The organism is Mesorhizobium sp. M0189 (assembly GCF_040322135.1).
Taxonomy (GTDB): domain Bacteria; phylum Pseudomonadota; class Alphaproteobacteria; order Rhizobiales; family Rhizobiaceae; genus Mesorhizobium.
Genome location: NZ_JAMYSW010000006.1, coordinates 54083 through 76143 on the forward strand (window position 1 = coordinate 54083; position 22061 = coordinate 76143).

The window sequence follows — 22061 nt, forward strand, 5'->3', positions numbered from 1 at the left end:
AGTTTGGGCTGCGTCGATGAACCAACCTTCACAAATTTTCGGAGACCCCAAACAGGGACTTCGAGATGTTTTTGCGCGGATTGTCAGAGATTTCGATCGCAAGTCCGGGGCCTTTGCCGGGCTGAACTATAGTTCGCCGTGGATGCTGGCCAGAGAGGATTGGGTAGAACGATCGGGCCACACGGTCGAGGAATTGTGTGACATGATTTCTCAGCAGCGGATTTCATACTTCTCAAAAGAACCGGTTGATCCAAGGATCACCCAGATTTTTGAAGATTTACGCCGCGCCGCGGAAGAGTGGAGAACGGAGACAGGCTACAGCGACCCGCCTACACATCTAACTCCCGAGATGACAAAATTCCCCAACTACAAGGAATTGAAAGCACACACCTGGAAGCTGTGGAATTCCATGGGTCTGAAGGAACCATCACACGACTATTTTGCTCGCGACCTCAGTTTTAGTGGGGCGATGGAAGACGTTTTTGGTCATAGGGTTACAGTCAGAATGACCATCAAGTTTGGATATGGCGGGTCAATCCGGTTGTATTTTCGCTTTCCTTATTATGCGAACGACGAGCCAACATTCTTTGACCATTCAATTCTGTCGGGTTGGGGACTGTGTCGCCAGCTTAGGTTGCCAAGGGCTCCTGAACTCGAATGGATCGCCGGCAAAAGCAGGGCAATCTTCACGGAGGTCGATGGCGTGTTGGCTATAACGCGCGCAATTCTAACCTATCTGCGCCCCACCATCCAATAAAGTCAGGTAAACCGATTGCCGCTGGCGGGAGACGTGCAAATCAGCGCCTCACGCTCTCCAGGGTCTTTCCACCAAGTCTTTGAAATCTTTGGTGGGTGCGCACAGGATTGAACTGTGGACCCGCTGATTAAGAGTCAGCTGCTCTACCAACTGAGCTACGCACCCACTCGGCCGGTAAAACCGGCGTCGGCGGGCATATAGCCGCCGATACCAGTCATGTCCAGCCCCGCCGGAATCATTTCCCGACAAATCGCCGAAGTGCCGCACAAGGTCAGATGAACAGCCTGCCCTCCGCCACCTTCACGGCATGGCCGCCAATGCGGGCAGTTGCCAGTTTGCCGCCTTCGACATTGAGTTCGAGGCGGATGCGCGACGGCCGGCCCATCTCCAGCCCCTGCTCGATCCAGAGCTGGGAAACACCGTCCGTCGGGCCGTCGAAATGCATGATTGCGCCGGCAAAGGCGGCGGCCGCCGAGCCGGTCGCCGGATCCTCGTAGGAGGGAGTGCCCGGCACGATCATGCGCGCATGGAAGGCACTGTCGTGGTGCACCGTCTCGCGGCAATAGACAAACGGGCTGGCGAAGGCCCACTCGCTCTTGCGCGGCGCCAGTTCCGACCATGCTTGGTTGTCCAGCCTTATCCGGGCTGCCGCCTCGAGATCGGCGACGGGAATGGTCACATAGGGCACGCCTGCCGACCAAAATGAAACGCGGTGGTTCTCGAAGCCGATCTCGTGCGGCCCAAGGCCAAGGGCCGCACCGATCGCCTCGGGATCGGCCGACAATTCCAGCTGCGCCGGCAGTTTCGCCAAGTCGAACTCGGCAAAGGTCGAACTATCGTGCTTGCTGACAGCGCAGCGCACCGGGCCGATATTCTCCTCGAGCACAAAGATGCCAGCGCCATTCTCGGCCCTTTCGGCCCCTGCCAATTCGGCCAGCGCTATCGCCGAGCCGACGGTTGGATGGCCGGCAAACGGCATTTCATAGTCGGGCGTGAAGATACGGATACGAGCCCGGTGTTTAGGATTATCAGGCGGCAGCACGAAGACGGTTTCGGACAGGTTGAATTCGCGCGCCATGGCCTGCATCGCCGCAAGGTCCAGCCCGTCACAGTCCAGCACGACGGCCAGCGGATTGCCGGCCAGCCGGGTAGTGGTGAATACGTCGTAAAGCAAGTAATTCCGCGGCTGCATTTCAGTAAGTCCTCTGCCTCATTCCCAACATGAGCGAAATTTAATTTGAATTTTGAACCATAAAGCCTGATTTGTGCACTGATGGGATATCACTGAACATAGGGGTCCGGCGTGGACCAGATTGTCAATCTGCCAAAGACGGAATCCGCTTCCGCCATCGAGACGGCGCTCGGGCTTGACCACCAGGGCCTGAAGACAAAACGCCGTCGCGGTTGGCTTTACGCGCTGCTTGCGCTGCTCGCCGTCGCCGCGGCGGTTGTCGGCTACCAGTGGTATTCAGGCTCGCCCGCCAAGATCGAATATACCACGACACTGGCCGCCATGGCCGATCTCACCGTCGCGGTTTCGGCTACCGGCACGCTGCAGCCCCTCACCCAGGTCGATATTTCCAGCGAACTCTCCGGCGTCGTCCGCTCGGTCTCGGTCAACGAGAACCAGCTGGTGAAGAAAGGCGATGTGCTGGCCGCTCTCGACACTGCCAAGCTGGAGGTACAGATCGAGCGCGCCCAGGCTTCCGCAAAGGCAGCAGCGGCGAGCGTCGAGGACGCCACCGTAACCCTCGCCGAAAACGAAATGGGTCTGGTGCGCGCGGTACAACTGACCAAGCGCGGCATGGCGACGGACCAGTCGCTTGAAGCGGCGACCGCCACGCGCGACCGCTCCAGGGCGGCGCTCGACATCGCCAGAGCCAACCTCGCCATCGCCAATGCCGATCTCAAGGCGCAGCAGACGGATCTTGCCAAGAGCACCATCTACGCTCCGATCGACGGCATCATATTGACGCGCTCGGTCGATCCCGGCCAGACGGTCGCCTCCTCGCTGCAGGCGCCGGTGCTGTTCGTCATCGCCGCCGACCTCAGGAACATGGAATTGAAGGCTGCGGTCGACGAGGCCGACATCGGCGCGGTCAAATCCGGCCAGCACGCCCGCTTCACCGTCGATGCCTTTCCCGAACGGCCTTTCGATGCCGAGATCCGCGACATCTCCTACGCCTCCGTGACCACCGACGGCGTCGTCACCTACGACGCGCGGCTCGAGGTCGACAACAACGAGCTTCTGCTGCGGCCCGGCATGACCGCCACCGTTTCGGTCGTCACCAGGCGGGCCAAGGGCGTGCTCACCGTGCCGGCCACCGCTTTCCGCTACCGGCCGGCGCAGACGGCGGAGCGCGGTTGGAGCCTCACCGACCTGTTCACTGGCCGCATGGGACGCCCCGGAGGCAACCGCCAGCGCCAGGCGGCGACGAAGCCCACCGACGGCTCGCGCACGCTCTACGTGCTGGAGAATGGGCGGCCGCATCCGGTCAACGTCAAGGTCGGCTCGACAGATGGCGAACTGACCGAGATCGTTTCCGGCCTCGAGGAAGGCGCGCAAGTCATTACCGCCTCGCAGCAGAGGAGCTGATCGTGGCATCCGGCGCGACCCTCATCGGCTTCGACAAGGTCTGCAAAAGCTATGGCCAGGGCGAAGCCCGGGTGCATGCGCTGGCCGGCGTCGACCTCGCCATCAGGCGCGGCGAATTCGTCGCCATCATGGGCCCGTCCGGCTCGGGCAAATCGACGGCCATGAACATCATTGGCTGCCTCGACACGCCGACGGCCGGGACCTACAGCTTCGAAGGCATCGACGCCGGCCGTCTCGACCGCAACCGCCGTGCTCAGCTGCGCAATCTTTATGTCGGCTTCGTTTTCCAGGGCTATAATCTGTTGCCGCGCACCACGGCGGCCGAGAATGTCGAACTGCCGCTGATCTATCGCGGCGTCGGTGCCCGCGAGCGCCGCGGCCTGGCCATGCAGGCACTTGCCGAGGTCGGCCTTATCGGCCGCGAGCATCATACGCCGGCCGAGCTGTCCGGCGGCCAGCAGCAGCGCGTGGCGATCGCGCGCGCCATCGTCACCAGGCCGACGCTGCTCGTCGCCGACGAACCGACCGGCAATCTCGACACCGCCCGCACGCACGAGATCATGGAGCTCCTGACGCAGTTGAATACCGAGCTCGGTCTGACCATCGCGATGGTCACGCACGAAGCCGATGTTGCCGGCTGTGCGCAGCGCACGATCCGTTTCCTCGATGGCCATGTCGCCTCGGACACAGCCAATCTCGAGATGGCCTAGCCATGATCTGGGAAACCGTTCGCCTCTCGCTCCGCTCCATCCGCCGCAACGTGCTGCGCTCGTTCCTGACACTGCTCGGCATCGTCATCGGCGTCGCCGCCGTTATCGCCATGCTGACCATCGGCTCGGGCACCACCGAGAAGGTCAAGTCCGACATTTCCAAGCTCGGCAGCAACCTGCTCGTCATTCGTTCCGGCCGGCCGGCCGGACCCGGCGGCCCGGGAGGGCTCGACCAGGTGGTCCGGCCTCTTGCCGACAAGGACTTCGCCGCGCTTGTCGCGCACCTGGACGGCGCGCGCGCCATCTCGCCGGCGTCGCAAAAGCAGGTGCGCGTCATTTTCGGCACCGAAAGCCTGACCTCGGGCGTCACCGGCACCGACAGCGCCTATCTCGATGCCCGCGACTGGAAGCTGGTCTCGGGCCGCCCCTTCAGCGATTCGGAAACCCGCTCCGGCACCGGCGTCTGCCTCGTCGGCGAGACGGTGCGCCAGCAGTTCTTCGGCGCCGGCGATCCCGAAGGCGAGATCATCCGCGTCAACCGCACCTCCTGCAAGATCATCGGCCTGCTCGAACCGAAGGGCTATACCGGCTTCGGCCAGGACCAGGACAATGTCGTGCTGATGCCGCTTGCCGCCTATCAGCGTCGCATTGCCGGTAATCGCGACATCGACTCGATCTATGTCGCCGCCGACGACCGTACGCTGACCACGGTGCTGCAGCAGCGCGTCGAGGACATCTTGCGCGACACACGCCGCATCACGCCCGACCGTGACGATGATTTCTCGATCCGCGACATGACCCAGATCGCCGATGCCATGGCCAGCGCGACCACCACCATGACTGGCATGCTCGGCGCCGTCGCCGGCGTCAGCCTGCTCGTCGGCGGCATCGGCATCATGAACATCATGCTGGTGTCGGTAACCGAGCGCACGCGCGAGATCGGCATCAGGCTCGCCATCGGCGCCCACGAAAAGCATATCCTCATCCAGTTCCTGGTCGAGGCAACCGTGCTGTCGCTGCTTGGCGGCATCATCGGCATCCTGATCGGCCTGGCGCTTGCCGGCCTTGCCTCGCTGACGCTGACGATCCCGTTTGCGCCAAGCCCGGCGGTCATCCTGCTTGCGGTCGGCTTCTCCGCGCTGATCGGAATGGTGTTCGGCTTCTTCCCGGCGCTGCGCGGCGCGCGGCTTAACCCGATCGACGCGCTGAGACATGAGTAGGCGTTGCAGCAAGTGTCGCCTCCAGACGCTGCCGATTTTTTATGCAACCTGCCCTTGTCGCAGCACATTCTGCAATGATAACAATGCTGTTGGGGACTAAGGGGGAACAATGGATGAGCAAGAAAGCGCGACTGGCTCTGGCGATTGTGATCGTCGAAGCCGCCTTGGCAGGGCTTTGGTGGAATTTGATCCTTTATGGGATGGAGAATCCCGATCGCGTCACCGCTGACTTCCAGCAGGTAATTGGGCAGACGATGGGAACGGCGATGGGGGCGCTCCTGGGTCTCGGCGTGCTGTTGTATTTTGTCGCCGCCCGCAACGACCGCAAGGCTATTGAAGGCAGGCTACGACGTTAGAGTCGGAAGCCTTGCTCGCTCGCAAAGTGCCATTCGATCAGCGGTCTCATATGCGGCATCAGCCCGTCCGGCAGATCGGCGGCATTGCGGATGATGACGGGGCCTTCGATTTCAGGCTCTGACTCGGCGGCGACGAAAGCGCTGATCCGCTGTGCCAGGTCGTCGGCGGAGGCCGTCTCGCGGTAGCGGCGAAAGATCACCGTGCCGCTTGCCGTCGACAGGGCGTAATGGTGCCTGCCGCGTGCCGCGCCTGATAGGTCGAGGCCGGTCTCTTCCCGCACCTCGCGGATCATGTTGAAGTCGACGTCGACAAGGCCGTCGTGGAAATCGGTTGGCTCGAACGAACCGGCGGCGAAGTAGACGCGCCCGGCATTGACCGTATGCGGCGCCATGCGGATCGCCACCAACGCGTTGTCGCCGGCGACCAGCATGGCGTGCGCGTAGGCATGTTCGGCGCCAGGCACCTGCCTATTGCTGCGCCAAAGCATGAAGGTCGAATAACGCACCGCATGGCAGCGGCCGACGAGGCGATTGTCGCGATAGCTGAGAGCGGAAAGCAGCACCACGGTGCCGTCAAAAAGCGCCGGCTTGGCTGCGGTCTCACGCCGCCAGTTTGCGGCGATCGCCTCGGCATTATCGCGCTCGAACGGATGTGGGCCGGGATCGAGCCTGACGTCGATGGCATCGACCGGCAGGATGACGTTGCGCGGCAGGTCGAAACTCACGCGTGTCTCACGCCATGTCGAGGGCAATTGCTACCGGGCAATGGTCGGATGCCTTGGGCCGGTCCCACCCGGCGCGTGGAAAGCGCTCGACCTCCTGGCCCGCCGGAAATATGGTCCGCCAGGGCTGGCCGTTGCGGATGATATCGGGAACGGCGGTGGCGTTCTGCCTGGCTAGCGCCCTCGACAAAAGGATGTAGTCGAGCTGGCAGAGATGCCGCTCTTCCGGTCCGCGCGTGTGATAGAAAGTCCAGCGATCCATTTCCGGCCGCCGCTCGACCGCGTTTTCGCAAAAACCGCCGGCAGTGAGCACGTCGATGCAGGACCGGGTCTCGTCGATGACCTCGAAGCGATAGCCGTCGACGGCATCGCCGGTAATCTTCACGCGCTGCCGGTAGTCGTTCATGTCGCCGCAGATTGCCCAGCGTTTGTCGGCGGCATGGTCCTTGCCGAAGCGCTCCTCAATGATCCGCCGCACCGCTTGCGCCTCGGCGATGCGCAGCGGCATTGTTGCTTCACGGCCGTCGAGGCCGTTGCGGGGAGAGCCCATCGACTTGAAATGCACGAGATAGAGTGTCAACGGCGCGCCAGCCACCGTCAGATCGATTTCCAGGCAGTCGCGCCGGAAGATGCGTTCATTGGCCTGATGTCCAAGCGCTGCCAATTCCGCCGTGTGCAGCCCGAATTGCTCGAACGTGACATAGGCGTAGCTGGTCATACGCACGAATTCGATCGGCTGGCCCTGCGCGGTCTCGTTGCGCATCATCACGGCGACGTCAATGCCGCGCGAATCATTGCCGGCGGTGGTGTATTTCTGCCGGTAGCCTTGCCCCACCATCTTGAACAGATAGCCATATTCGAAGGCCCTCAGCGCCTCGATATTGTCGACCTCCTGCATGCAGATGATGTCGGCGCGGGTGGCCGCGATCGCCAGTGCCGTCAACTGCCGCGTGTCGTCAGACTGCGCGATCGCCCGCGCCTGCTCGAGCATCTTGTATTCGGCCTCGCTCTGGATGTCGAAAAGCGCCAGCGTGCGATCTTCGTTGAGCTGATTGCGGTATCCGGAATAATCAAACCTGTTCATCAGGTTTTCGACGTTGAATGTGGCAAGGCGCAGCGACATGGCTTTGACCTTTGCCCGCAAGCGCGCTCGAAAACAAGGGCGTAGAACCCAGGCGGCCCCGATTGACCGCGCGCTCGTCATGGTTGATGGAACCTTTTTTGTTCATCCTCCGTTCAGATGGAAAGTTCCATGAATGGGCTCTTCCCTGGGTATTCTGGGCGTGGGGCCTGAATCTTAGGAGAGTGCGATGAAACCGCTCTTTTTATCTTCCGTCAGATCCGGGCTGATGGCCCTCGGTCTGATAGCCGGCCTCTCGGCCCCCTCGCTTGCCGGGCCGATGCCCAAACCCCTGCTGCCGGTGGCGGGCAATGCCGCCGACATCGTGCAAATTCGTGAAGATTGGGCAGGCGGCAACGACAGGCAGATCTGGCGTTGGCGCCATCGCGGCTTTCGGCAATGGCACGGCGACAATGATTGGAGATGGCGGTCCAACAATTTCCGCGGCCGTCATTTTTCGAGACACTGGGACAATGGCGGCTGGGACGACAGCTGGCGTAGGCGCCATTATCGCCGCCATTACCGTGGCGGCTACTATGATGATGGTGGTGCGGGCGCCGCGATTCTTGGCTTGGGCCTGGGGCTCGGCCTTGGCAGCCTGTACAACAACTACAACTACTACGACGCGCCGCCACCGCGGCGCTATTACCGGACACAGCGGCTGTCCAGCGCGCATGTCCAATGGTGTTACAATCGCTACCGGTCGTACCGCGCCTGGGACAACACGTTCCAGCCCTACAACGGCCCGCGCCAGCAATGCTATTCGCCCTATAGCTGAGCAGGCCGACAACAAGCATCATTCGGCGCCGTGCTTCGCGGCGCCTTTTTCTTTCAGCCAGGAATCGCGAAAATCGTCCAGCCTCCACCAGCGATAACGCTATTTTTATCAGCCAGGTCTAATAATCCTCCCGATCAGAACGCCCGAGACGCGAAAGATCGCTGGATTGCGTACGATGGCCGAGGACGAACAGAGGGACAAACGCCGGCAGCGCGTCTTGAAGGGCGCGGCGATCCTGACCGGCATGACCAACTCCGAGGTCACATGCACGCTGCGCAACATGCATGCCGGCGGTGCCGAATTGAAGGTCTCGATCGACGCGCGCGTGCCCGATGAGTTCCTGCTCTACGTTCCAACCGACGGCATTGCCTACAAGGCGGAGGTCCGCTGGCGCCGCGAGGACCGAATTGGGGTGATGTTCACCGGCACCGAACCAAAGCCCAGCTGGCACTACGGTTGAGGTTCCCGGCCCTATCCGGGTGGCAGGACTTGCAGTGTCTGCTCGTCAAACAGCGGCTCCTCCTGGCCAACGCGAATGAACAGAAGCTTTCGCAGCTCGGGTGATTGTACCTCGAAATACTGAATGCCGTCCGGGGCTTCGCCCCATTCGCCGCATGGCGGTTCGCCGACCTCGTCAGGGTCTGCAACGGCTTTCAATTCACTGAGATAAACGGCATCGGGACTGAAGACATACCGCAGGGTGCCCGTGGGCGTGACCCCTTCGGTGTAAGGCATGAGCACGCAACGTGTGCTGACAGCCTTCTCGGTCTTCTGCGAGTATATTCGCTGCAACGCGGCGCCAGCGGCCTCGCCCGGCAGCATATCGAAGACTTCGACGACGGGATCGGCCGGCCCGCCATCGCTGTATTTGATGGCAAGAGCATTGCCGCCAAGCTCGAAATGGATCTGGCGGAATCCGAAATCGCAGCGCTGTACCCAGGCAGCCAGCCCGACATCTCTGTCCGCCAGCCGTTCCCAGGTGCATTTGTCGACAGGCGGACGCGACGGCTTGCTTTGGTCGGCACGCGCCCCGATGGCCATGGCCAGAAGGACCGGCAGGGCGCAGATGCAGGCCGGCAGTCTCTTGCTATTCATCGCTGCAACCCGGCAAGGTAAAGGCATCCCAGGCCGAGCCATCGGGTTGGCTTTGGCGAAATCGGGCCATTCGGTAAAAATCGCGCCAAAGTCAGGCGGCAGCAACCCTGTTGGTGCCGGCGAGGCTTCGAGGGAGCTCAACTGCTCGGCACCGCCTGCGTTGAACGCATAGACCTGCCCATCCCACACTCTGCACAGCCCGGTGCCGTCCTCGAGACCCGCCTCACGATCGTCGTCGTTGCAGGTGTGCCGAATCGTCCCCACAGGAAACGAGTACTTGCCATTGGTCCAGGTGATGTCCGATGGCAGGCGAATGGGGGTATTGGGCACGATCAGCGAAAAGACCTCTGTCGTCAGCGCGGCCGGTTCGCGGTCGATGGGCCGGAACTGTATCGTCGCTCCCGAACGCGGCTCGCGATAGGTCGCGTGGCTGAGCGAACATTCTGTCGCGTTCGCTGCTTGCAACAGGCTCAGCATGCTCAGAAAAATAGCTGCTGCTTTGCGGATGATCATTTGAGTCCCTGGAGCAGCAGCATTGTGAAGTTTAAGCATCGATGCTTTAGCATGGCCCGAGGCCCGGTCGAAAGAAAGAAATCGATGATGCGAAATCTCTTGATGCTCATTTCGATCTTAACATTTTCGTGCGGCAGCGCCTTTGCCACGGAACCCTATGTGGGCACATGGTCCCGGGACAGATCGAACTGTACCGCCGTCGCGGATGTTCAACGCCAGACTGTTTACACATTGTACCCTGAGGCACTGTCGGTTCCTGCTTTCGGCTGCGAACACGCAACGTTTCGCAAGATATCCACGGGCTGGGTGGCGCGGGCCAGCCAATGCTACGGTTCTGATCCCACGATCGAAGAGCCGTTCTCGCGTCTCGTCCATATCGTTGGCAATGGCACGACGGTGAGATTGACCTGGCCTGGCTTCGACAGCGGAGTTCTTGTCAGATGCTGACGACAGGTGCCTTCTTCCGCTGGATATGCAGCATCTAGAACAGCAGCTTCAGATTACGCCTACCAGAAGCGCGGCTCCACCAAGGAAGCCAGCGGCGCAGATCCACAGTAGCCAAAGCCCACGCACCCTGCATTCGAGAACGGCTGCAGCCGGATTGGCGGGATCGTAGTAGACCTCGACCTTGTCGCCCTCGAGGTAGCGCTGCGATTGACCGCTGACGAGGCTCGGCAGCGACGCCGTCACGTTTGCGCCGAAAGCGATGCGATCGGCGGCGTAGCGCTGGCCGGCAACGCTATAGCTGTAGACGATGCGGGATTTGAAAACTGTGTGCCAAGGCCGATAGCCGCCTCCGGACCTGTCGCGGGTCTCGACTTTCTGCAGGCCCGAGGCGTCGATGCGTCCTGCCGTGATGGGCCACTTGGCCGCCTGTTCCGCAAGTGACTTCTGGGCAAAGCCCATGCGCAGGACAAACAATCCCATGAAAAGCAGCAGGGCCGCGGCGCCGAGGTTCTGCGGCTTGGGCAAAAACGGCCGGATCGCTTCCAGGACGCCGCCAACGGAGAAGACCAATACCAGCGCGCCGACCACCAACCCGGCCGAAAGCTGGACCATGAATTTGAAGGAACCGTCGGGCATGGTGCGTTCGATCACGGCCTTGGCTGGATCGGCCGGATTGTAGAAGACGGTTACGCCGGCCCCGTTTGGAAATTTCGCAAGGGTTTCCGCCACCGCAAAGTTTCCAAGGTTCTCCTGCACGCTGTAGTGCGAACTGCGAAACTTCTTGCCGTTCACCTTGTATTCGAAGGTGATCGCCGGGAAGTTGCGCATCTCGGTCGACCCTCTGCTGTCCGAACCGGATCCCGAACTGGTCACCTCGCGAGCCTCGACCCGCGACGAGATGATCTTTCCCTGCGTCGGAGACCAGCGGCTGACCGCCCTCACCTCCCACCACTTCAGCAAGGTGACGAGGGACAGCATGCCGGCAACCGCGCCGGCAAACCCGACCAACAGAAATTTGAGTTCCAACGCTCACCCCCTTGGCCATTTTGTGCCATGCCCTGCACACGCATACCACGACAGCGGGAATAGCGCGCCTGCTGAGAAATCAACGCAAAAAGGCCGGCGGATCGCTCCGCCGGCTTTCTTGATCGACAATGAAATTGCGATCAGTTCTTGGCCTTGTCGACCAGCTTGTTCTTGGAAATTCCCATGCGCCCGCAGGGCGAAGCCCGAGGACGCGTAACGAAACGAACGTGGATTTCCTTCAGTTCTTGGCCTTGTCGACCAGCTTGTTCTTGGAAATCCACGGCATCATCGCGCGCAGCTTGGCGCCGACTTCCTCGATCTGGTGGCTGTCGTTGTTGCGGCGGATGCCCTTGAAGCGCGACATGCCGGCGCGGTATTCCTGCATCCATTCCGAGGTGAACTTGCCAGTCTGGATGTCCTTGAGCACGCGCTTCATCTCGGCCTTGGTCTCGGCGGTGATGATGCGCGGACCCGAGACGTATTCGCCCCATTCGGCGGTGTTCGAGATCGAATAGTTCATGTTGGCGATGCCGCCTTCATAGATCAGGTCGACGATTAGCTTGACCTCGTGCAGGCACTCGAAATAGGCCATTTCCGGCGCATAGCCCGCTTCCACCAGTGTCTCGAAACCGGCGCGGATCAACTCGACCAGACCGCCGCACAACACCACCTGCTCGCCGAACAGGTCGGTCTCGCACTCCTCGCGGAAATTGGTCTCGATGATGCCCGAACGGCCACCGCCGACGCCGCAGGCGTAGGAGAGCGCCAAATCGAGCGCATTGCCCGAAGCGTCCTGGTTGACCGCGACCAGGCACGGCACGCCGCCGCCCTTCTGGTATTCGCCGCGCACCGTGTGGCCCGGGCCCTTTGGCGCGATCATGACGACGTCGACCGAGGCTTTTGGCTCGATCAGGCCAAAATGCACGTTGAGGCCGTGGGCGAAGGCGATCGCCGCGCCGTCGCGGATGTTCGGCGCGATCTCTGATCTGTAGATGTCGGCCTGCAGCTCGTCGGGCGTCGCCATCATCATCAGGTCGGCCCATTTGGCGGCATCGGCCACACTCATCACCTTGAGCCCGTCGGCCTCGACCTTCTTCGCGGTCGCCGAGCCGGCCTTGAGGCCAATGGCGATATCCTTGACGCCGGAATCCTTGAGGTTGAGCGCATGCGCCCTGCCCTGGCTGCCATAGCCGATGATGGCAACCTTCTTGCCTTTGATCAGGTTGAGATCGGCGTCGCGATCGTAATAGACACGCATTTTTCTTCCTTCCCGTTTTGAATTCAGAGGCCCTGCGGCCCGGTTTTTGCCCCGTAAAGAGCGAGAAACTGCTGCGTCGCCCGGACGGCATCGCCGCCGATCGCCGCATCAGTCAATTCCAGCCGGTCGCCGAGCAGCAGGCGGATCTGCACGTCGCGGGCGACCAGCCCGAAAAAGGTGCGGAAAGCCATCTCAGCGTCGGAAAACTCGAGGAAACCAGCTTCCTTGCCTGCCTCCAGCACCGGCTTCAGCCGCCTGGCCAGCGCGAAGCGGCCGTTCTCCAGCACGATGGCGCCGAGATCGTCCTTCCCCGAACTAGCATGGCCGACCGCCACCCGGTTCAGCGCGATCGAGGTGTCGCTCGAAATTACCCTGAGCCAGTCCGAAGCGAAGCGTTCGAGGCTCGCCGTCAGCGAGGCAAGATCGAGTCCCTTGCGGTCGACCGGCACTACCCGCACCTTGGACGCCTGCCATTGCACCGTTGCCGTCAACAGCCCGTCGCGATCGCCGAACCATTTGTAGAGCGTCTCCTTCGAGCAGCTCGCCCGCCGCGCCACGGCGGTCATGGTCAACTGATCGCCCTCTTCGACCAGCAGGCGAAGGGCGGCGTCGAGCACGGCCTTCTGCCGCTCCGTCAGCGTCTCGCTGGTGTCGATGTCGGTCACAGCGTGCAACACAGTCTTTCCTCAGGAGGCGAACTCACCCGCAGTTCAGATACGAACTCGACCGCGTACCGTACGTTACGGTTCGGCTTTATGGCGTATTGCCCGACCCGGCGCAAGCCTTATTTCTGTAGCTTGCTCCATGCGGGGCATTACGGGAGACACGGATCATGCTCGCCGGATTGCTTGCCTTGACCGTTGCCGCTGTGTTTGCAGGCGCGGCTATCTACGTCAGCGTCGCCGAACAGCCGGCGCGGCTTCGCCTCGATGACAAGGCATTGCTGCAGGAATGGCAGCCTTCCTACAAGCGCGGCGCCGCCATGCAGGCCTCGATCGCCGTCATCGCCTGTATTCTGGGCCTCGTCGCGTGGTGGCAGACCGGCAATCTCGCTTATCTGGCCGGCGCCGTGCTGATCATCCTGCCTTGGCCATGGACGCTGCTGGTGATGATGCCGGCAAATCGGCTGCTGGAGGTGATGGACGCTAACACCGTCAATCCTGAGGCTCGGACAATGATCGTCAAATGGGGCAATCTGCATCTGGTCCGCGTCGGGCTTGGGGTTCTGGCGACATTGGCATTCCTTTGGGGCAGTGCCTGACCTCGCAGATCCGCGCCATCTTCGGCACGAAGGCGTGTCACGCCAGGGCGGGCGGATCTCGCAGGCGCCCAAGCAGAGCCGACAGCGTGTCCAGATCATCGTTGGAAAGCTGGGAGCCGACCAACTCCGATATCGAGCGGCCGTAGACGACCCACATGCGGCGGCGCGTCTCGCGCCCCTTGCCGGTGATGCGGATGGTTTGCCCGCGGCCGTCATCGGCAACTGGAAGCTTCTCGACCTGCCCGTCGGCTTCGAGCCGCGCCAGCAGCCGCGAGATGTTGTATTGCGCAAACAGGGTGCGCTCGGTGAGTTGGAACGGCCGCAATCCGCCCTCGCCCGCCTCGGCAAGCTCATGCAGCACGTCGTACCAGGCAAGCGGCGGCAGGCCACTGTCCTTCAGCGCGTCCTCGGCACTTTCCAACAACTGGCGCGAAACCCGCATCAGGCGGGCCCAGGCTTTGATTGCTGGAGGTGAAGGAATCCCGGTCATGATTACATCGTAGGCGATAGATGCAACTGCATCAAGCTTGACGATCGATGCAAATGCATCTATATAGATGCAATCGCATCAATCATGAAAGGCAATTCCGATGAAGCATGAAATCTGCAGGATCGCCGACATTCCGGAAACAGGCAGCCTGATCGCTCCGTTTTTCGGCCGCGAGGTCCATGTCTACCGCAGCGGCGAGCGTATCCGCGCCGCCGCCAACGTCTGCCTGCACTTCGGTGGCCCGCTCGACTGCAAGGACGGCAAGCTCGTCTGCCAATGGCACGGCGCCTCGTTCGACATGGCGAACGGTGATCGCCTCGAAGGCCCAGCGCCGAAGGGCTCCCGCCTGATGTTCCTCTCCACCCGCGTCGAGAACGGCGCCTTGAACTATGTCTGGGGAGAGTGAGATGACCGACAAGCTCATCCTCGTCAGCCACCATCTTTGTCCCTATGTGCAGCGCGCGGCGATTTCGCTTCGCGAAAAGGGCGTGCCGTTCGAGCGCATCGCCGTCGATCTCGCCAACAAGCCTGCCTGGTTCAAGGCGATATCGCCGCTCGGCAAGGTGCCGCTGCTTCGCGTTGAGCATGACGGCCAGGAAACGGTGATCTTCGAATCGCTCGTCATCCTCGAATTCCTCGAGGAAACCCAGCCCAATCCGCTGCATCCCACCGATCCCTATGCCCGTGCCCGACATCGCGCCTGGATCGAGTTTGGCTCGGCAATCCTCAATGCCATCGGCCGCTTCTATTCAGCGCCTACGGAAGCCGCGTTGCTCGCCGAAAGCGAGGCGCTATCGGCGGTGTTCGATCGCCTGGAAGTGGAACTGGCGAATGGCGCGGTTGGGCCGTGGTTCGCCGGTGAGCGCTTTTCACTGGTCGACGCGGTCTACGGGCCGATTTTCCGCTATTTCGACGTCTTCGACCGGATCGGCGATTTCGGCATCCTGGACGGAAAGCCGCATGTCCAGGTGTGGCGCGAGGCGTTGCGCAAACGCCCATCCGTGAAGGACGCGGTCGCTCCCGATTATCCGCAACGCCTCCATACATTCCTACAGGCGAAGGGCTCGCACCTTTCGGAAATCATCCGCCGAAACGATCCGGCCACCGGGCTTCCGCAAGCCCGATCGGCTTGAATGGATTGATCACAGTGCCTGTAATCATCGAGGCAAGGATATTCGTTTCCGGCGGAATGCTTGCCACTGGCCACCAGCCTGTCGCGGACGCAAGCCTCCAGCGCAGTATCGATACGTCCGTTCCGATGAGCGCGTAACTGATCGCCGCGCCGGCAATCGCGATGTCCAGAGAATTGCCCATTTGCCCGACCCGACCCAGGCCGGACAATCCTTCAGCGTTGTCGCTAAATCAAGCCGCTGTCTCGGCCTTGAGACTCAGCCTTCGGCAGCATCGAAAACCTTCCGCGCCTCGCGTACAGCGCCGTGATTGAGCTCGGCCCATTGGATCAGCTGGTGCAAGGGTCCAAACATCGAGCGCCCGAGATCGGTGAGGCTGTATTCAACGCTCGGCGGTTTGGTCGGAAAAACCTCGCGATGCACATAGCCGTCGCGCTGCAGATCGTGCAGCGTCTGGGTGAGCATGCGCTGTGAAATATCGGGCACGAGGCGCCGCAACTCGCCAAAGCGGTACGGCTTCTCGGCCAAGGCCTCCATCAGCAGCGAACTCCATTTGTTGCTTATGCCCTGGATCACGTCGCGAACCGGGCAATCCGCAAGGTTTCCGCCACCGCTGCCTGCTTTGTAGATCTCGAGCTTCGATCTCAGATTGACGATCTTGCCGTCCATGGCTGGTTCCCTGGCTGTGCCTACCTCCCGCAAAACTGCCTTCTTTACGAGGATGGGTCAATTCCTATTTTAGTGCTGGTCTCTTTTTGAGACTAACATATGCACCCGCCGCTCCGGCGCAACGTCAGGACCTTTCATGACCGACACCCTTCTCGTCACCGGCGCCTCCGGCCAGCTTGGCCGCGGCGTCATCAATCATCTGCTTGACACGCTCAAGGTCTCCCCTCAGCGCATCATCGCCGCTACCCGCAATCCGGAAAATCTGGCCGATCTGGCAGCCCGAGGCGTCACCATCAGGACGGTCGACTTCGACGACACCGCATCGTTGGCCAGTGCATTTACCGGCGCCGACAGGGTTCTGATCATTTCGACGAACGAGCTCGCCATTCCGGGCAAGCGCCTGAAGCAACATGAGACTGCGGTCGCCGCAGCAAAAGGCGCGGGTGTTTCGCATCTGCTCTACACATCGATGCCCAATCCGGAGCCAGGATCGCCGGTGCTGTTTGCGCCCGATCACCACGGCACCGAGCAGGCGATCAAGGCGAGCGGTATCCCCTCCACCATCTTCCGCAACGGCTGGTATCAGGAGAACCTGTTCCTGGCGCTGCCGCACGCCATCGCCTCTGGGCAGTGGTACACGTCCGCTGGAGACGGCCGCATTGCCCACGGCGCGCGCGACGATATGGCTGCCGCGATTGCCGCCGGCCTCGCTTCGACCGCAACCGAAAGCACGACATACACGCTGACCGGCCCCAAGGCCCACACGATGGCCGAGATTGCAGCCCTCGTCACCGAGGTCACCGGCAAGCCGATCGACGTTGTCCAGCTTTCGGATGAAGCGCTGACCGAGGGATTGAAGGCAGCCGGCGTTCCCGAAGCTTTTGCGCCCGTGATCGTTTCCTTCGATACCAACACCCGCTCCGGCCGGATCGGCATGGTGACCGACGCGGTCGAGACTCTGTCCGGCAGGAAGCCGCAGCCGCTGAAGGAATTTCTTGAAGCAAACAAGGCGGCTCTGGTGAACTGAGCCTCACAAATGGCCGTGCCCTTCGAAGGGCATGGCCGCTTGTTCAAATAGCCACCTGCGTCCCGATCTCGACGACGCGTCCGGTCGGGATCTGGAAATATTCCGTCGCATCGGCCGCCGAGCGCGCCAGGCCGATGAACAGCTTGTCCTGCCAGACCGGCATGCCGGAATTGGGCGAGGCCTTGAGCGAGCGCCGCGACAGGAAGAAGGATGTCGTCATGATATCGAACTTCCAGCCCTGCTTGCGGCAGATCGCCAGCGCACGCGGGATGTTGGGCTGCTCCATATAGCCGAAGGTCAGCGTCACCCGCATGAACAGTTCGTTGACCGTCTCCATCTTGACGCGCTCGCTGTCGGGCACAACCGGCTGCGGTGCCGTCACCACCGAAAGGATGACATTCTGCTCGTGCAGCACCTTGTAGTGCTTGAGGCTGTGCATCAGCGCGGTCGGCGCGCTCAGCGGATCGCTGGTCAGGAACACTGCGGTGCCCGACACCAGATGCGGCTTCTTCTTCAGCAGATTGCCGGCAAGGAAATCGAGCGGAATCTCGTTCCGGCGGGTCTTTTCGAACAAATAGCGGGTGCCGCGGATCCAGGTCCACATGGTCAGCACAATAACCGCGGCAATGGCAAGCGAGGACCAGCCCCCTTCAAACACCTTGACTATGTTGGCTGCAAAGAAGCCGGTATCGACGAAGGCGAACACCGCCATCAGGGCGACCGCGACGCCGAGCGGCCATTTCCAGATGCGCGTCATTACAACAAAAAGCAGTATGTTCGTCACCAGCATGTTGCCGGTCACCGAAATACCGTAGGCCGAGGCCAGGCGGCTGGATTCGCCGAAGCCGACCACCAGCAACATCACCACCAGCGCCAGCATCAGGTTGATGCGCGGCAGATAGATCTGGCCCGACTGTTTTTCCGACGTGTGCTGGATGACGAAGCGCGGCAGCATATTGAGCTGCACCGCCTGTCTGGTCAGCGAAAAAGCGCCGGAGATCACCGCCTGGCTGGCGATCACGGTCGCCGCCGTCGCCAGCACGACCATCGGAATAAGCGTCCAGCCCTGGTTCATCTCGAAGAATGGATGACCGACAACGCCGCCATTTGCCAGCACGAAGGCGCCTTGCCCGACATAGTTGAGCAACAGACAAGGGAACACGATTGCCAGCCAGGCGAGCACGATCGGCTTGCGGCCGAAATGGCCGAGATCGGCATAGAGCGCCTCGGCGCCGGTAACGGCGAGGAAGACCGCACCAACCGTGACGAAGGCGACGTCGGGCGAGTTGACCAGGAACGACACGATGTAATGCGGGCTGATTGCCAGCAGAATTTCCGGATCGGCGATGATGTGGTTAATGCCGGAAAGGCCGATGGCCAGGAACCATAGCGCCGTGACTGGCCCGAACACCAATCCTACGCCGCCGGTGCCGAACCGCTGTACCGCAAACACGATCGCCAGGATGGCCAGCGTCAGCGGCACCACATAGGGTTGGAATGTCGGCGTGACGACATTCATGCCTTCGACCGCCGACAGCACCGAGATCGCCGGCGTAATGACTGCGTCGCCGAAAAAAAGCGCCGCGCCGACGATGCCGATGCCGAGGATCACCGCCGAGCGGGTCGGGAAACTGTTGCGCGCCAGCGCCATCAGCGACAGCACCCCGCCCTCGCCGCGATTGTCGGCACGAAGCACGAACATGATGTATTTGATGGTGACGGTGATCGTCAGCGACCAGATGATCAGCGAGAGTACGCCCAGGATGTCGCCACGGTTGGCGACGTTGCCACCGGCTGATGCATGCAACGCCTCTCGGAATGCATAGATCGGGCTGGTGCCGATATCGCCGTAAACCACACCGAGTGCGCCCAGCATCAGCACCTTGGTGCTGTGCTGCTCGACCTCAGAATGGCTCGATTGTTCGACAAGTTCTGCCTCGTTACCAGCATTGGTAAGGGCCATGGACGACACTCCGATAAGCGGGCGGTGCTCTACGCTTGCTCGGCTGCAATATCAAGTGCCGTCACGTAATGGCTCCGTCCCGATATTGCGAGTCCTCCACGACTTGGCAGACTCAGTCCCATCGGCAGACTACCTGGAATGTCGCAACGGACACGTTTTCAAATAGCCACCTGCGTCCCGATCTCGACCACCCGTCCGGTCGGGATTTGGAAATATTCCGTCGCATCGGCCGCCGAGCGCGCCAGGCCGATGAACAGCTTGTCCTGCCAGACCGGCATGCCGGAATTGGGCGAGGCCTTGAGCGAGCGCCGCGACAGGAAGAAGGATGTCGTCATGATATCGAACTTCCAGCCCTGCTTGCGGCAGATCGCCAGCGCACGCGGGATGTTGGGCTGCTCCATATAGCCGAAGGTCAGCGTCACCCGCATGAACAGTTCGTTGACCGTCTCCATCTTGACGCGCTCGCTGTCGGGCACAACCGGCTGCGGTGCCGTCACCACCGAAAGGATGACATTCTGCTCGTGCAGCACCTTGTAGTGCTTGAGGCTGTGCATCAGCGCGGTCGGCGCGCTCAGCGGATCGCTGGTCAGGAACACTGCGGTGCCCGACACCAGATGCGGCTTCTTCTTCAGCAGATTGCCGGCAAGGAAATCCAGCGGAATCTCGTTCCGGCGGGTTTTGTCGAACAAATAGCGGGTGCCGCGGATCCATGTGGACATGATCAGCCCCATGGCGCAAGCGACTGTTATCGAGACCCACCCGCCTTCGAGGATCTTGACGATGTTTGCGAGGAAAAATCCGGTATCGATCGTGCCAAACAGCAGTGTGAGCGCCGCCGCCAGTGCAAGCTGCCATTTCCACCGGAACCGCATCACGACAAACAGCAGGATGGTTGTCATCAGCATTTCGCCAGTCACCGAAATGCCATAGGCGGAAGCCAGCGAACTCGAACCGCCAAAGCCGACCACCAGCAACATCACGCCCAGCGCAACCACCAGATTGACGCGCGGCATGTAGATCTGGCCGGATTGCATTTCGGACGTATGCTGCACCTCGATGCGCGGAAGCAGATTGAGCTGCACCGCCTGGCGGGTCAGCGAGAAAGCGCCGGAGATCACCGCCTGACTGGCGATCACGGTCGCTGCCGTGGCCAGCCCAACCATGGGCATCAGCGCCCAATCAGGCAGCATCTGGAAGAATGGATTGGTGGGTTTGCCGCCGTTGGCCAGAACGAACGCGCCTTGTCCGAAATAGTTGAGGAGCAGACAAGGGAACACCACGGAAAACCATGCCAGCACGATCGGCCTGCGCCCGAAATGACCGAGGTCGACATAGAGGGCTTCGGCCCCGGTGACCGCCAGGAACACCGCCCCGACCGTGACGAAGGCACCGGTGGGCGTATTGGCCAGATAAGCGACCGCGTAATAGGGATTGATCGCCAGCAGGACCGACGGGTCGTCCAGCAGATGGTACACCCCGGCGGCGCCGATCGCCAGGAACCACACTGCCGTCACCGGTCCGAACACGGCCGCCACCCTGCCGGTGCCAAAGCGTTGCACGGCAAAAAGCATTGCCAGGATGACCAGCGTGATCGGAACCACATAGGTTTCCAGCGTCGGGGTCACCACTTCCAGGCCTTCGACCGCCGAAAGCACGGAGATGGCCGGCGTTATAATGGCGTCGCCGAAAAACAGCGCCGCGCCGCACAGCCCGATCCCCAGGATGAGCTTGGCTCCATTGGGATAAGCGCTGCGCGCAAGCGACATCAGCGACAGCGTGCCGCCCTCGCCCTTGTTGTCGGCTCTGAGAACGAAAGCGACGTACTTTATCGTGACGATGATCGTCAGCGCCCAGACGATAAGCGACAGCACGCCAAGGACGTCGTTGCGGGCTACCGGTCCCGACGATGCGTGCAGCGCTTCCCGAAATGCATAGATTGGGCTGGTGCCGATATCGCCGTAAACCACGCCCAGCGCGCCCAGCATCAGCACCTTGGTGCTGTGCTGCTCGACGGTGGAGTGGCTGGATTGCTCGATGGGTTCTGCCTCGCTACCGGCGTGAGCAAGGGCCATGGACGACACTCCCATAGACGTGCGGTGCTCTATGCTGCGGGGTGGAAAGGACGCGCTGCCATGCCGGGAACGCACGGCCTATCGGCTCGCCTCTCTCTACCAGCCACAAGCCTTCAGAAACCGCCTGACCGTTGCGGCCATGCCATACTCCAACGCATCGGCTGTCAACCCATGTCCGATCGACACTTCGGCCAATGCCGGGATGCGCCTGGCCAGTGCCGGCAAATTGCTCACCACAAGGTCGTGCCCGGCATTGACCTGGAGCCCTGCAGCAAGTGCGGCATCCGCCGTCTTTCCCAATTTCTCCAATTCCTTCGCCGCTTTTGCCGAATCGGAATGATAGCTGCCATATGGACCCGTGTAGAGTTCGATCCGGTCGGCGCCGGTGTCGCGAGCGGCTTTCACGCCATCGGGATCCGGATCGGAAAAGAGCGATACGCGAAAGCCTCCCTTCTTCAGGCGCTTGACGACCGGTGTCAGGAACGCAGCCCCGGCGGCGAAGTTCCAGCCATGGTCGGAAGTCGCCTGCACCGGGTCGTCGGGCACCAGCGTCACCTGTTCCGGCTGATGCTTTTCCACAAGCGCCAGGAACTCCTCGGTCGGATAGCCCTCGATGTTGAATTCCGCACTCGGGAACTCGTCGTCGATCAGCGCCCTGATCTCAGGCAGATCGGAATGCCTGGTGTGCCGCTCGTCGGGTCGCGGGTGCACCGTCAGCCCATGCGCACCGGCGGCAAGGGCGATGCGTCCGAGCCCCGTCACGCTTGGCCACGGCAGGTCGCGCCGGTTGCGCAGCATGGCGATGGCATTGAGGTTGACGGAAAGCTTTGCAGGCATTTGCACGGTTCCAG

General features: G+C 61.6%; 23 protein-coding genes and 1 tRNA gene. 11 read left to right on the forward strand and 13 right to left on the reverse strand.

The window, feature by feature from the left end; translation table 11 throughout:
- The first annotated feature begins 16 nt into the window (after positions 1-16).
- Entirely contained in the window at positions 17-757 is a 741-nt protein-coding gene (locus tag NKJ09_RS13575) for a hypothetical protein (protein WP_352515707.1), read from the forward strand.
- An 89-nt stretch (positions 758-846) separates the two neighbouring features.
- Here the strand turns inward: NKJ09_RS13575 and NKJ09_RS13580 are convergent.
- Together NKJ09_RS13580 and NKJ09_RS13585 are read right to left on the reverse strand one after the other, a co-directional pair.
- Positions 847-922 (reverse strand) — tRNA-Lys (locus NKJ09_RS13580).
- A 106-nt stretch (positions 923-1028) separates the two neighbouring features.
- Positions 1029-1949, reverse strand: a complete 921-nt coding sequence (locus NKJ09_RS13585) for a PhzF family phenazine biosynthesis protein (protein WP_352495194.1) — start codon at positions 1947-1949, stop codon at positions 1029-1031.
- A 111-nt stretch (positions 1950-2060) separates the two neighbouring features.
- On the opposite strand from NKJ09_RS13585, the gene NKJ09_RS13590 reads away from it, so the two are divergent.
- From NKJ09_RS13590 to NKJ09_RS13605, 4 genes are all read left to right on the forward strand, one after another.
- Positions 2061-3353 (forward strand): efflux RND transporter periplasmic adaptor subunit, encoded by a 1293-nt coding sequence (locus tag NKJ09_RS13590; protein ID WP_352495193.1) that lies wholly within the window; start codon positions 2061-2063, stop codon positions 3351-3353.
- A 2-nt stretch (positions 3354-3355) separates the two neighbouring features.
- Positions 3356-4063 (forward strand): ABC transporter ATP-binding protein, encoded by a 708-nt coding sequence (locus NKJ09_RS13595; RefSeq protein WP_352495192.1) that lies wholly within the window; start codon positions 3356-3358, stop codon positions 4061-4063.
- A gap of 2 nt (positions 4064-4065) precedes the next feature.
- Positions 4066-5283 carry an ABC transporter permease gene (locus tag NKJ09_RS13600; RefSeq protein ID WP_352495191.1) on the forward strand — a complete coding sequence of 406 codons (1218 nt, stop codon included), beginning with the start codon at positions 4066-4068 and terminating at the stop codon, positions 5281-5283.
- A 113-nt stretch (positions 5284-5396) separates the two neighbouring features.
- Positions 5397-5639, forward strand: a complete 243-nt coding sequence (locus NKJ09_RS13605; protein WP_023720771.1) for a hypothetical protein — start codon at positions 5397-5399, stop codon at positions 5637-5639.
- Here the strand turns inward: NKJ09_RS13605 and NKJ09_RS13610 are convergent.
- Positions 5636-6364: a hypothetical protein gene (locus NKJ09_RS13610; protein ID WP_023720772.1), complete on the reverse strand. Its 729-nt coding sequence runs from the start codon at positions 6362-6364 to the stop codon at positions 5636-5638. The genes NKJ09_RS13605 and NKJ09_RS13610 overlap by 4 nt on opposite strands.
- Positions 6365-6371: 7 nt before the next feature.
- The gene (locus NKJ09_RS13615; protein ID WP_023720773.1) at positions 6372-7484 is read right to left on the reverse strand and encodes an endonuclease/exonuclease/phosphatase family protein; all 1113 of its coding nucleotides are present in this window, start codon (positions 7482-7484) and stop codon (positions 6372-6374) included.
- A 187-nt stretch (positions 7485-7671) separates the two neighbouring features.
- On the opposite strand from NKJ09_RS13615, the gene NKJ09_RS13620 reads away from it, so the two are divergent.
- Together NKJ09_RS13620 and NKJ09_RS13625 are read left to right on the forward strand one after the other, a co-directional pair.
- Positions 7672-8259: a BA14K family protein gene (locus NKJ09_RS13620; protein WP_352495190.1), complete on the forward strand. Its 588-nt coding sequence runs from the start codon at positions 7672-7674 to the stop codon at positions 8257-8259.
- 175 nt (positions 8260-8434) lie between these two features.
- Positions 8435-8719 carry a PilZ domain-containing protein gene (locus NKJ09_RS13625; RefSeq protein ID WP_352483022.1) on the forward strand — a complete coding sequence of 95 codons (285 nt, stop codon included), beginning with the start codon at positions 8435-8437 and terminating at the stop codon, positions 8717-8719.
- A gap of 11 nt (positions 8720-8730) precedes the next feature.
- On the opposite strand, the gene NKJ09_RS13630 is transcribed toward NKJ09_RS13625, so the two are convergent.
- From NKJ09_RS13630 to NKJ09_RS13645, 4 genes are all read right to left on the reverse strand, one after another.
- On the reverse strand, positions 8731-9867 hold the full coding sequence (locus NKJ09_RS13630; protein WP_352495189.1) for a hypothetical protein: 1137 nt from the start codon (positions 9865-9867) through the stop codon (positions 8731-8733).
- A 495-nt stretch (positions 9868-10362) separates the two neighbouring features.
- Positions 10363-11340 carry a DUF3592 domain-containing protein gene (locus tag NKJ09_RS13635; RefSeq protein WP_352483017.1) on the reverse strand — a complete coding sequence of 326 codons (978 nt, stop codon included), beginning with the start codon at positions 11338-11340 and terminating at the stop codon, positions 10363-10365.
- Between the two features lie 238 nt (positions 11341-11578).
- A complete protein-coding gene (gene ilvC / locus NKJ09_RS13640) occupies positions 11579-12598 on the reverse strand; it encodes a ketol-acid reductoisomerase (protein ID WP_352483016.1) in 1020 nt (339 codons plus the stop codon).
- A 23-nt stretch (positions 12599-12621) separates the two neighbouring features.
- Positions 12622-13275 (reverse strand): TetR/AcrR family transcriptional regulator, encoded by a 654-nt coding sequence (locus NKJ09_RS13645; RefSeq protein WP_023720781.1) that lies wholly within the window; start codon positions 13273-13275, stop codon positions 12622-12624.
- Positions 13276-13430: 155 nt separating this feature from the next.
- Between NKJ09_RS13645 and NKJ09_RS13650 the strand changes: the two genes are divergently transcribed.
- Positions 13431-13859: an anthrone oxygenase family protein gene (locus tag NKJ09_RS13650; RefSeq protein WP_023720782.1), complete on the forward strand. Its 429-nt coding sequence runs from the start codon at positions 13431-13433 to the stop codon at positions 13857-13859.
- A 37-nt stretch (positions 13860-13896) separates the two neighbouring features.
- Here the strand turns inward: NKJ09_RS13650 and NKJ09_RS13655 are convergent, their stop codons facing one another.
- Entirely contained in the window at positions 13897-14349 is a 453-nt protein-coding gene (locus NKJ09_RS13655) for a MarR family winged helix-turn-helix transcriptional regulator (RefSeq protein WP_352495188.1), read from the reverse strand.
- 100 nt (positions 14350-14449) lie between these two features.
- Here NKJ09_RS13655 and NKJ09_RS13660 point away from each other — a divergent pair, with 100 nt between their 5' ends.
- Positions 14450-14755 (forward strand): Rieske (2Fe-2S) protein, encoded by a 306-nt coding sequence (locus NKJ09_RS13660; RefSeq protein WP_352495187.1) that lies wholly within the window; start codon positions 14450-14452, stop codon positions 14753-14755.
- A gap of 1 nt (position 14756) precedes the next feature.
- Positions 14757-15482 carry a glutathione S-transferase family protein gene (locus NKJ09_RS13665; protein WP_036245317.1) on the forward strand — a complete coding sequence of 242 codons (726 nt, stop codon included), beginning with the start codon at positions 14757-14759 and terminating at the stop codon, positions 15480-15482.
- Positions 15483-15737: 255 nt separating this feature from the next.
- Here the strand turns inward: NKJ09_RS13665 and NKJ09_RS13670 are convergent, their stop codons facing one another.
- Positions 15738-16148 carry a winged helix-turn-helix transcriptional regulator gene (locus NKJ09_RS13670; RefSeq protein ID WP_023720786.1) on the reverse strand — a complete coding sequence of 137 codons (411 nt, stop codon included), beginning with the start codon at positions 16146-16148 and terminating at the stop codon, positions 15738-15740.
- Between the two features lie 136 nt (positions 16149-16284).
- On the opposite strand from NKJ09_RS13670, the gene NKJ09_RS13675 reads away from it, so the two are divergent.
- Positions 16285-17175 (forward strand): SDR family oxidoreductase, encoded by an 891-nt coding sequence (locus tag NKJ09_RS13675; protein WP_352495186.1) that lies wholly within the window; start codon positions 16285-16287, stop codon positions 17173-17175.
- A gap of 43 nt (positions 17176-17218) precedes the next feature.
- Here the strand turns inward: NKJ09_RS13675 and NKJ09_RS13680 are convergent, their stop codons facing one another.
- The 3 genes from NKJ09_RS13680 to NKJ09_RS13690 form a co-directional block, all read right to left on the reverse strand.
- Complete coding sequence (locus NKJ09_RS13680; RefSeq protein WP_352495185.1) at positions 17219-19138, reverse strand: potassium transporter Kup; 1920 nt, start codon at positions 19136-19138, stop codon at positions 17219-17221.
- Between the two features lie 158 nt (positions 19139-19296).
- Positions 19297-21210, reverse strand: coding sequence for a potassium transporter Kup (locus NKJ09_RS13685; RefSeq protein WP_352495184.1), 1914 nt, complete (start codon positions 21208-21210; stop codon positions 19297-19299).
- A gap of 96 nt (positions 21211-21306) precedes the next feature.
- Positions 21307-22047: a pyridoxine 5'-phosphate synthase gene (locus NKJ09_RS13690; protein ID WP_023720789.1), complete on the reverse strand. Its 741-nt coding sequence runs from the start codon at positions 22045-22047 to the stop codon at positions 21307-21309.
- Positions 22048-22061: the final 14 nt, after the last annotated feature.

Coding starts and splice junctions, on each gene's coding strand:
- NKJ09_RS13630 (WP_352495189.1), bottom strand. CDS start 9,867: ATGATCATCCGCAAAGCAGCAGCTATTTTTCTGAGCATGCTGAGCCTG.
- NKJ09_RS13675 (WP_352495186.1), top strand. CDS start 16,285: ATGACCGACACCCTTCTCGTCACCGGCGCCTCCGGCCAGCTTGGCCGC.
- NKJ09_RS13660 (WP_352495187.1), top strand. CDS start 14,450: ATGAAGCATGAAATCTGCAGGATCGCCGACATTCCGGAAACAGGCAGC.
- NKJ09_RS13625 (WP_352483022.1), top strand. CDS start 8,435: ATGGCCGAGGACGAACAGAGGGACAAACGCCGGCAGCGCGTCTTGAAG.
- NKJ09_RS13575 (WP_352515707.1), top strand. CDS start 17: ATGAACCAACCTTCACAAATTTTCGGAGACCCCAAACAGGGACTTCGA.
- NKJ09_RS13680 (WP_352495185.1), bottom strand. CDS start 19,138: ATGGCCCTTACCAATGCTGGTAACGAGGCAGAACTTGTCGAACAATCG.
- NKJ09_RS13600 (WP_352495191.1), top strand. CDS start 4,066: ATGATCTGGGAAACCGTTCGCCTCTCGCTCCGCTCCATCCGCCGCAAC.
- NKJ09_RS13665 (WP_036245317.1), top strand. CDS start 14,757: ATGACCGACAAGCTCATCCTCGTCAGCCACCATCTTTGTCCCTATGTG.
- NKJ09_RS13650 (WP_023720782.1), top strand. CDS start 13,431: ATGCTCGCCGGATTGCTTGCCTTGACCGTTGCCGCTGTGTTTGCAGGC.
- NKJ09_RS13655 (WP_352495188.1), bottom strand. CDS start 14,349: ATGACCGGGATTCCTTCACCTCCAGCAATCAAAGCCTGGGCCCGCCTG.
- NKJ09_RS13690 (WP_023720789.1), bottom strand. CDS start 22,047: ATGCCTGCAAAGCTTTCCGTCAACCTCAATGCCATCGCCATGCTGCGC.
- ilvC (WP_352483016.1), bottom strand. CDS start 12,598: ATGCGTGTCTATTACGATCGCGACGCCGATCTCAACCTGATCAAAGGC.
- NKJ09_RS13605 (WP_023720771.1), top strand. CDS start 5,397: ATGAGCAAGAAAGCGCGACTGGCTCTGGCGATTGTGATCGTCGAAGCC.
- NKJ09_RS13620 (WP_352495190.1), top strand. CDS start 7,672: ATGAAACCGCTCTTTTTATCTTCCGTCAGATCCGGGCTGATGGCCCTC.
- NKJ09_RS13670 (WP_023720786.1), bottom strand. CDS start 16,148: ATGGACGGCAAGATCGTCAATCTGAGATCGAAGCTCGAGATCTACAAA.
- NKJ09_RS13615 (WP_023720773.1), bottom strand. CDS start 7,484: ATGTCGCTGCGCCTTGCCACATTCAACGTCGAAAACCTGATGAACAGG.
- NKJ09_RS13685 (WP_352495184.1), bottom strand. CDS start 21,210: ATGGCCCTTGCTCACGCCGGTAGCGAGGCAGAACCCATCGAGCAATCC.
- NKJ09_RS13585 (WP_352495194.1), bottom strand. CDS start 1,949: ATGCAGCCGCGGAATTACTTGCTTTACGACGTATTCACCACTACCCGG.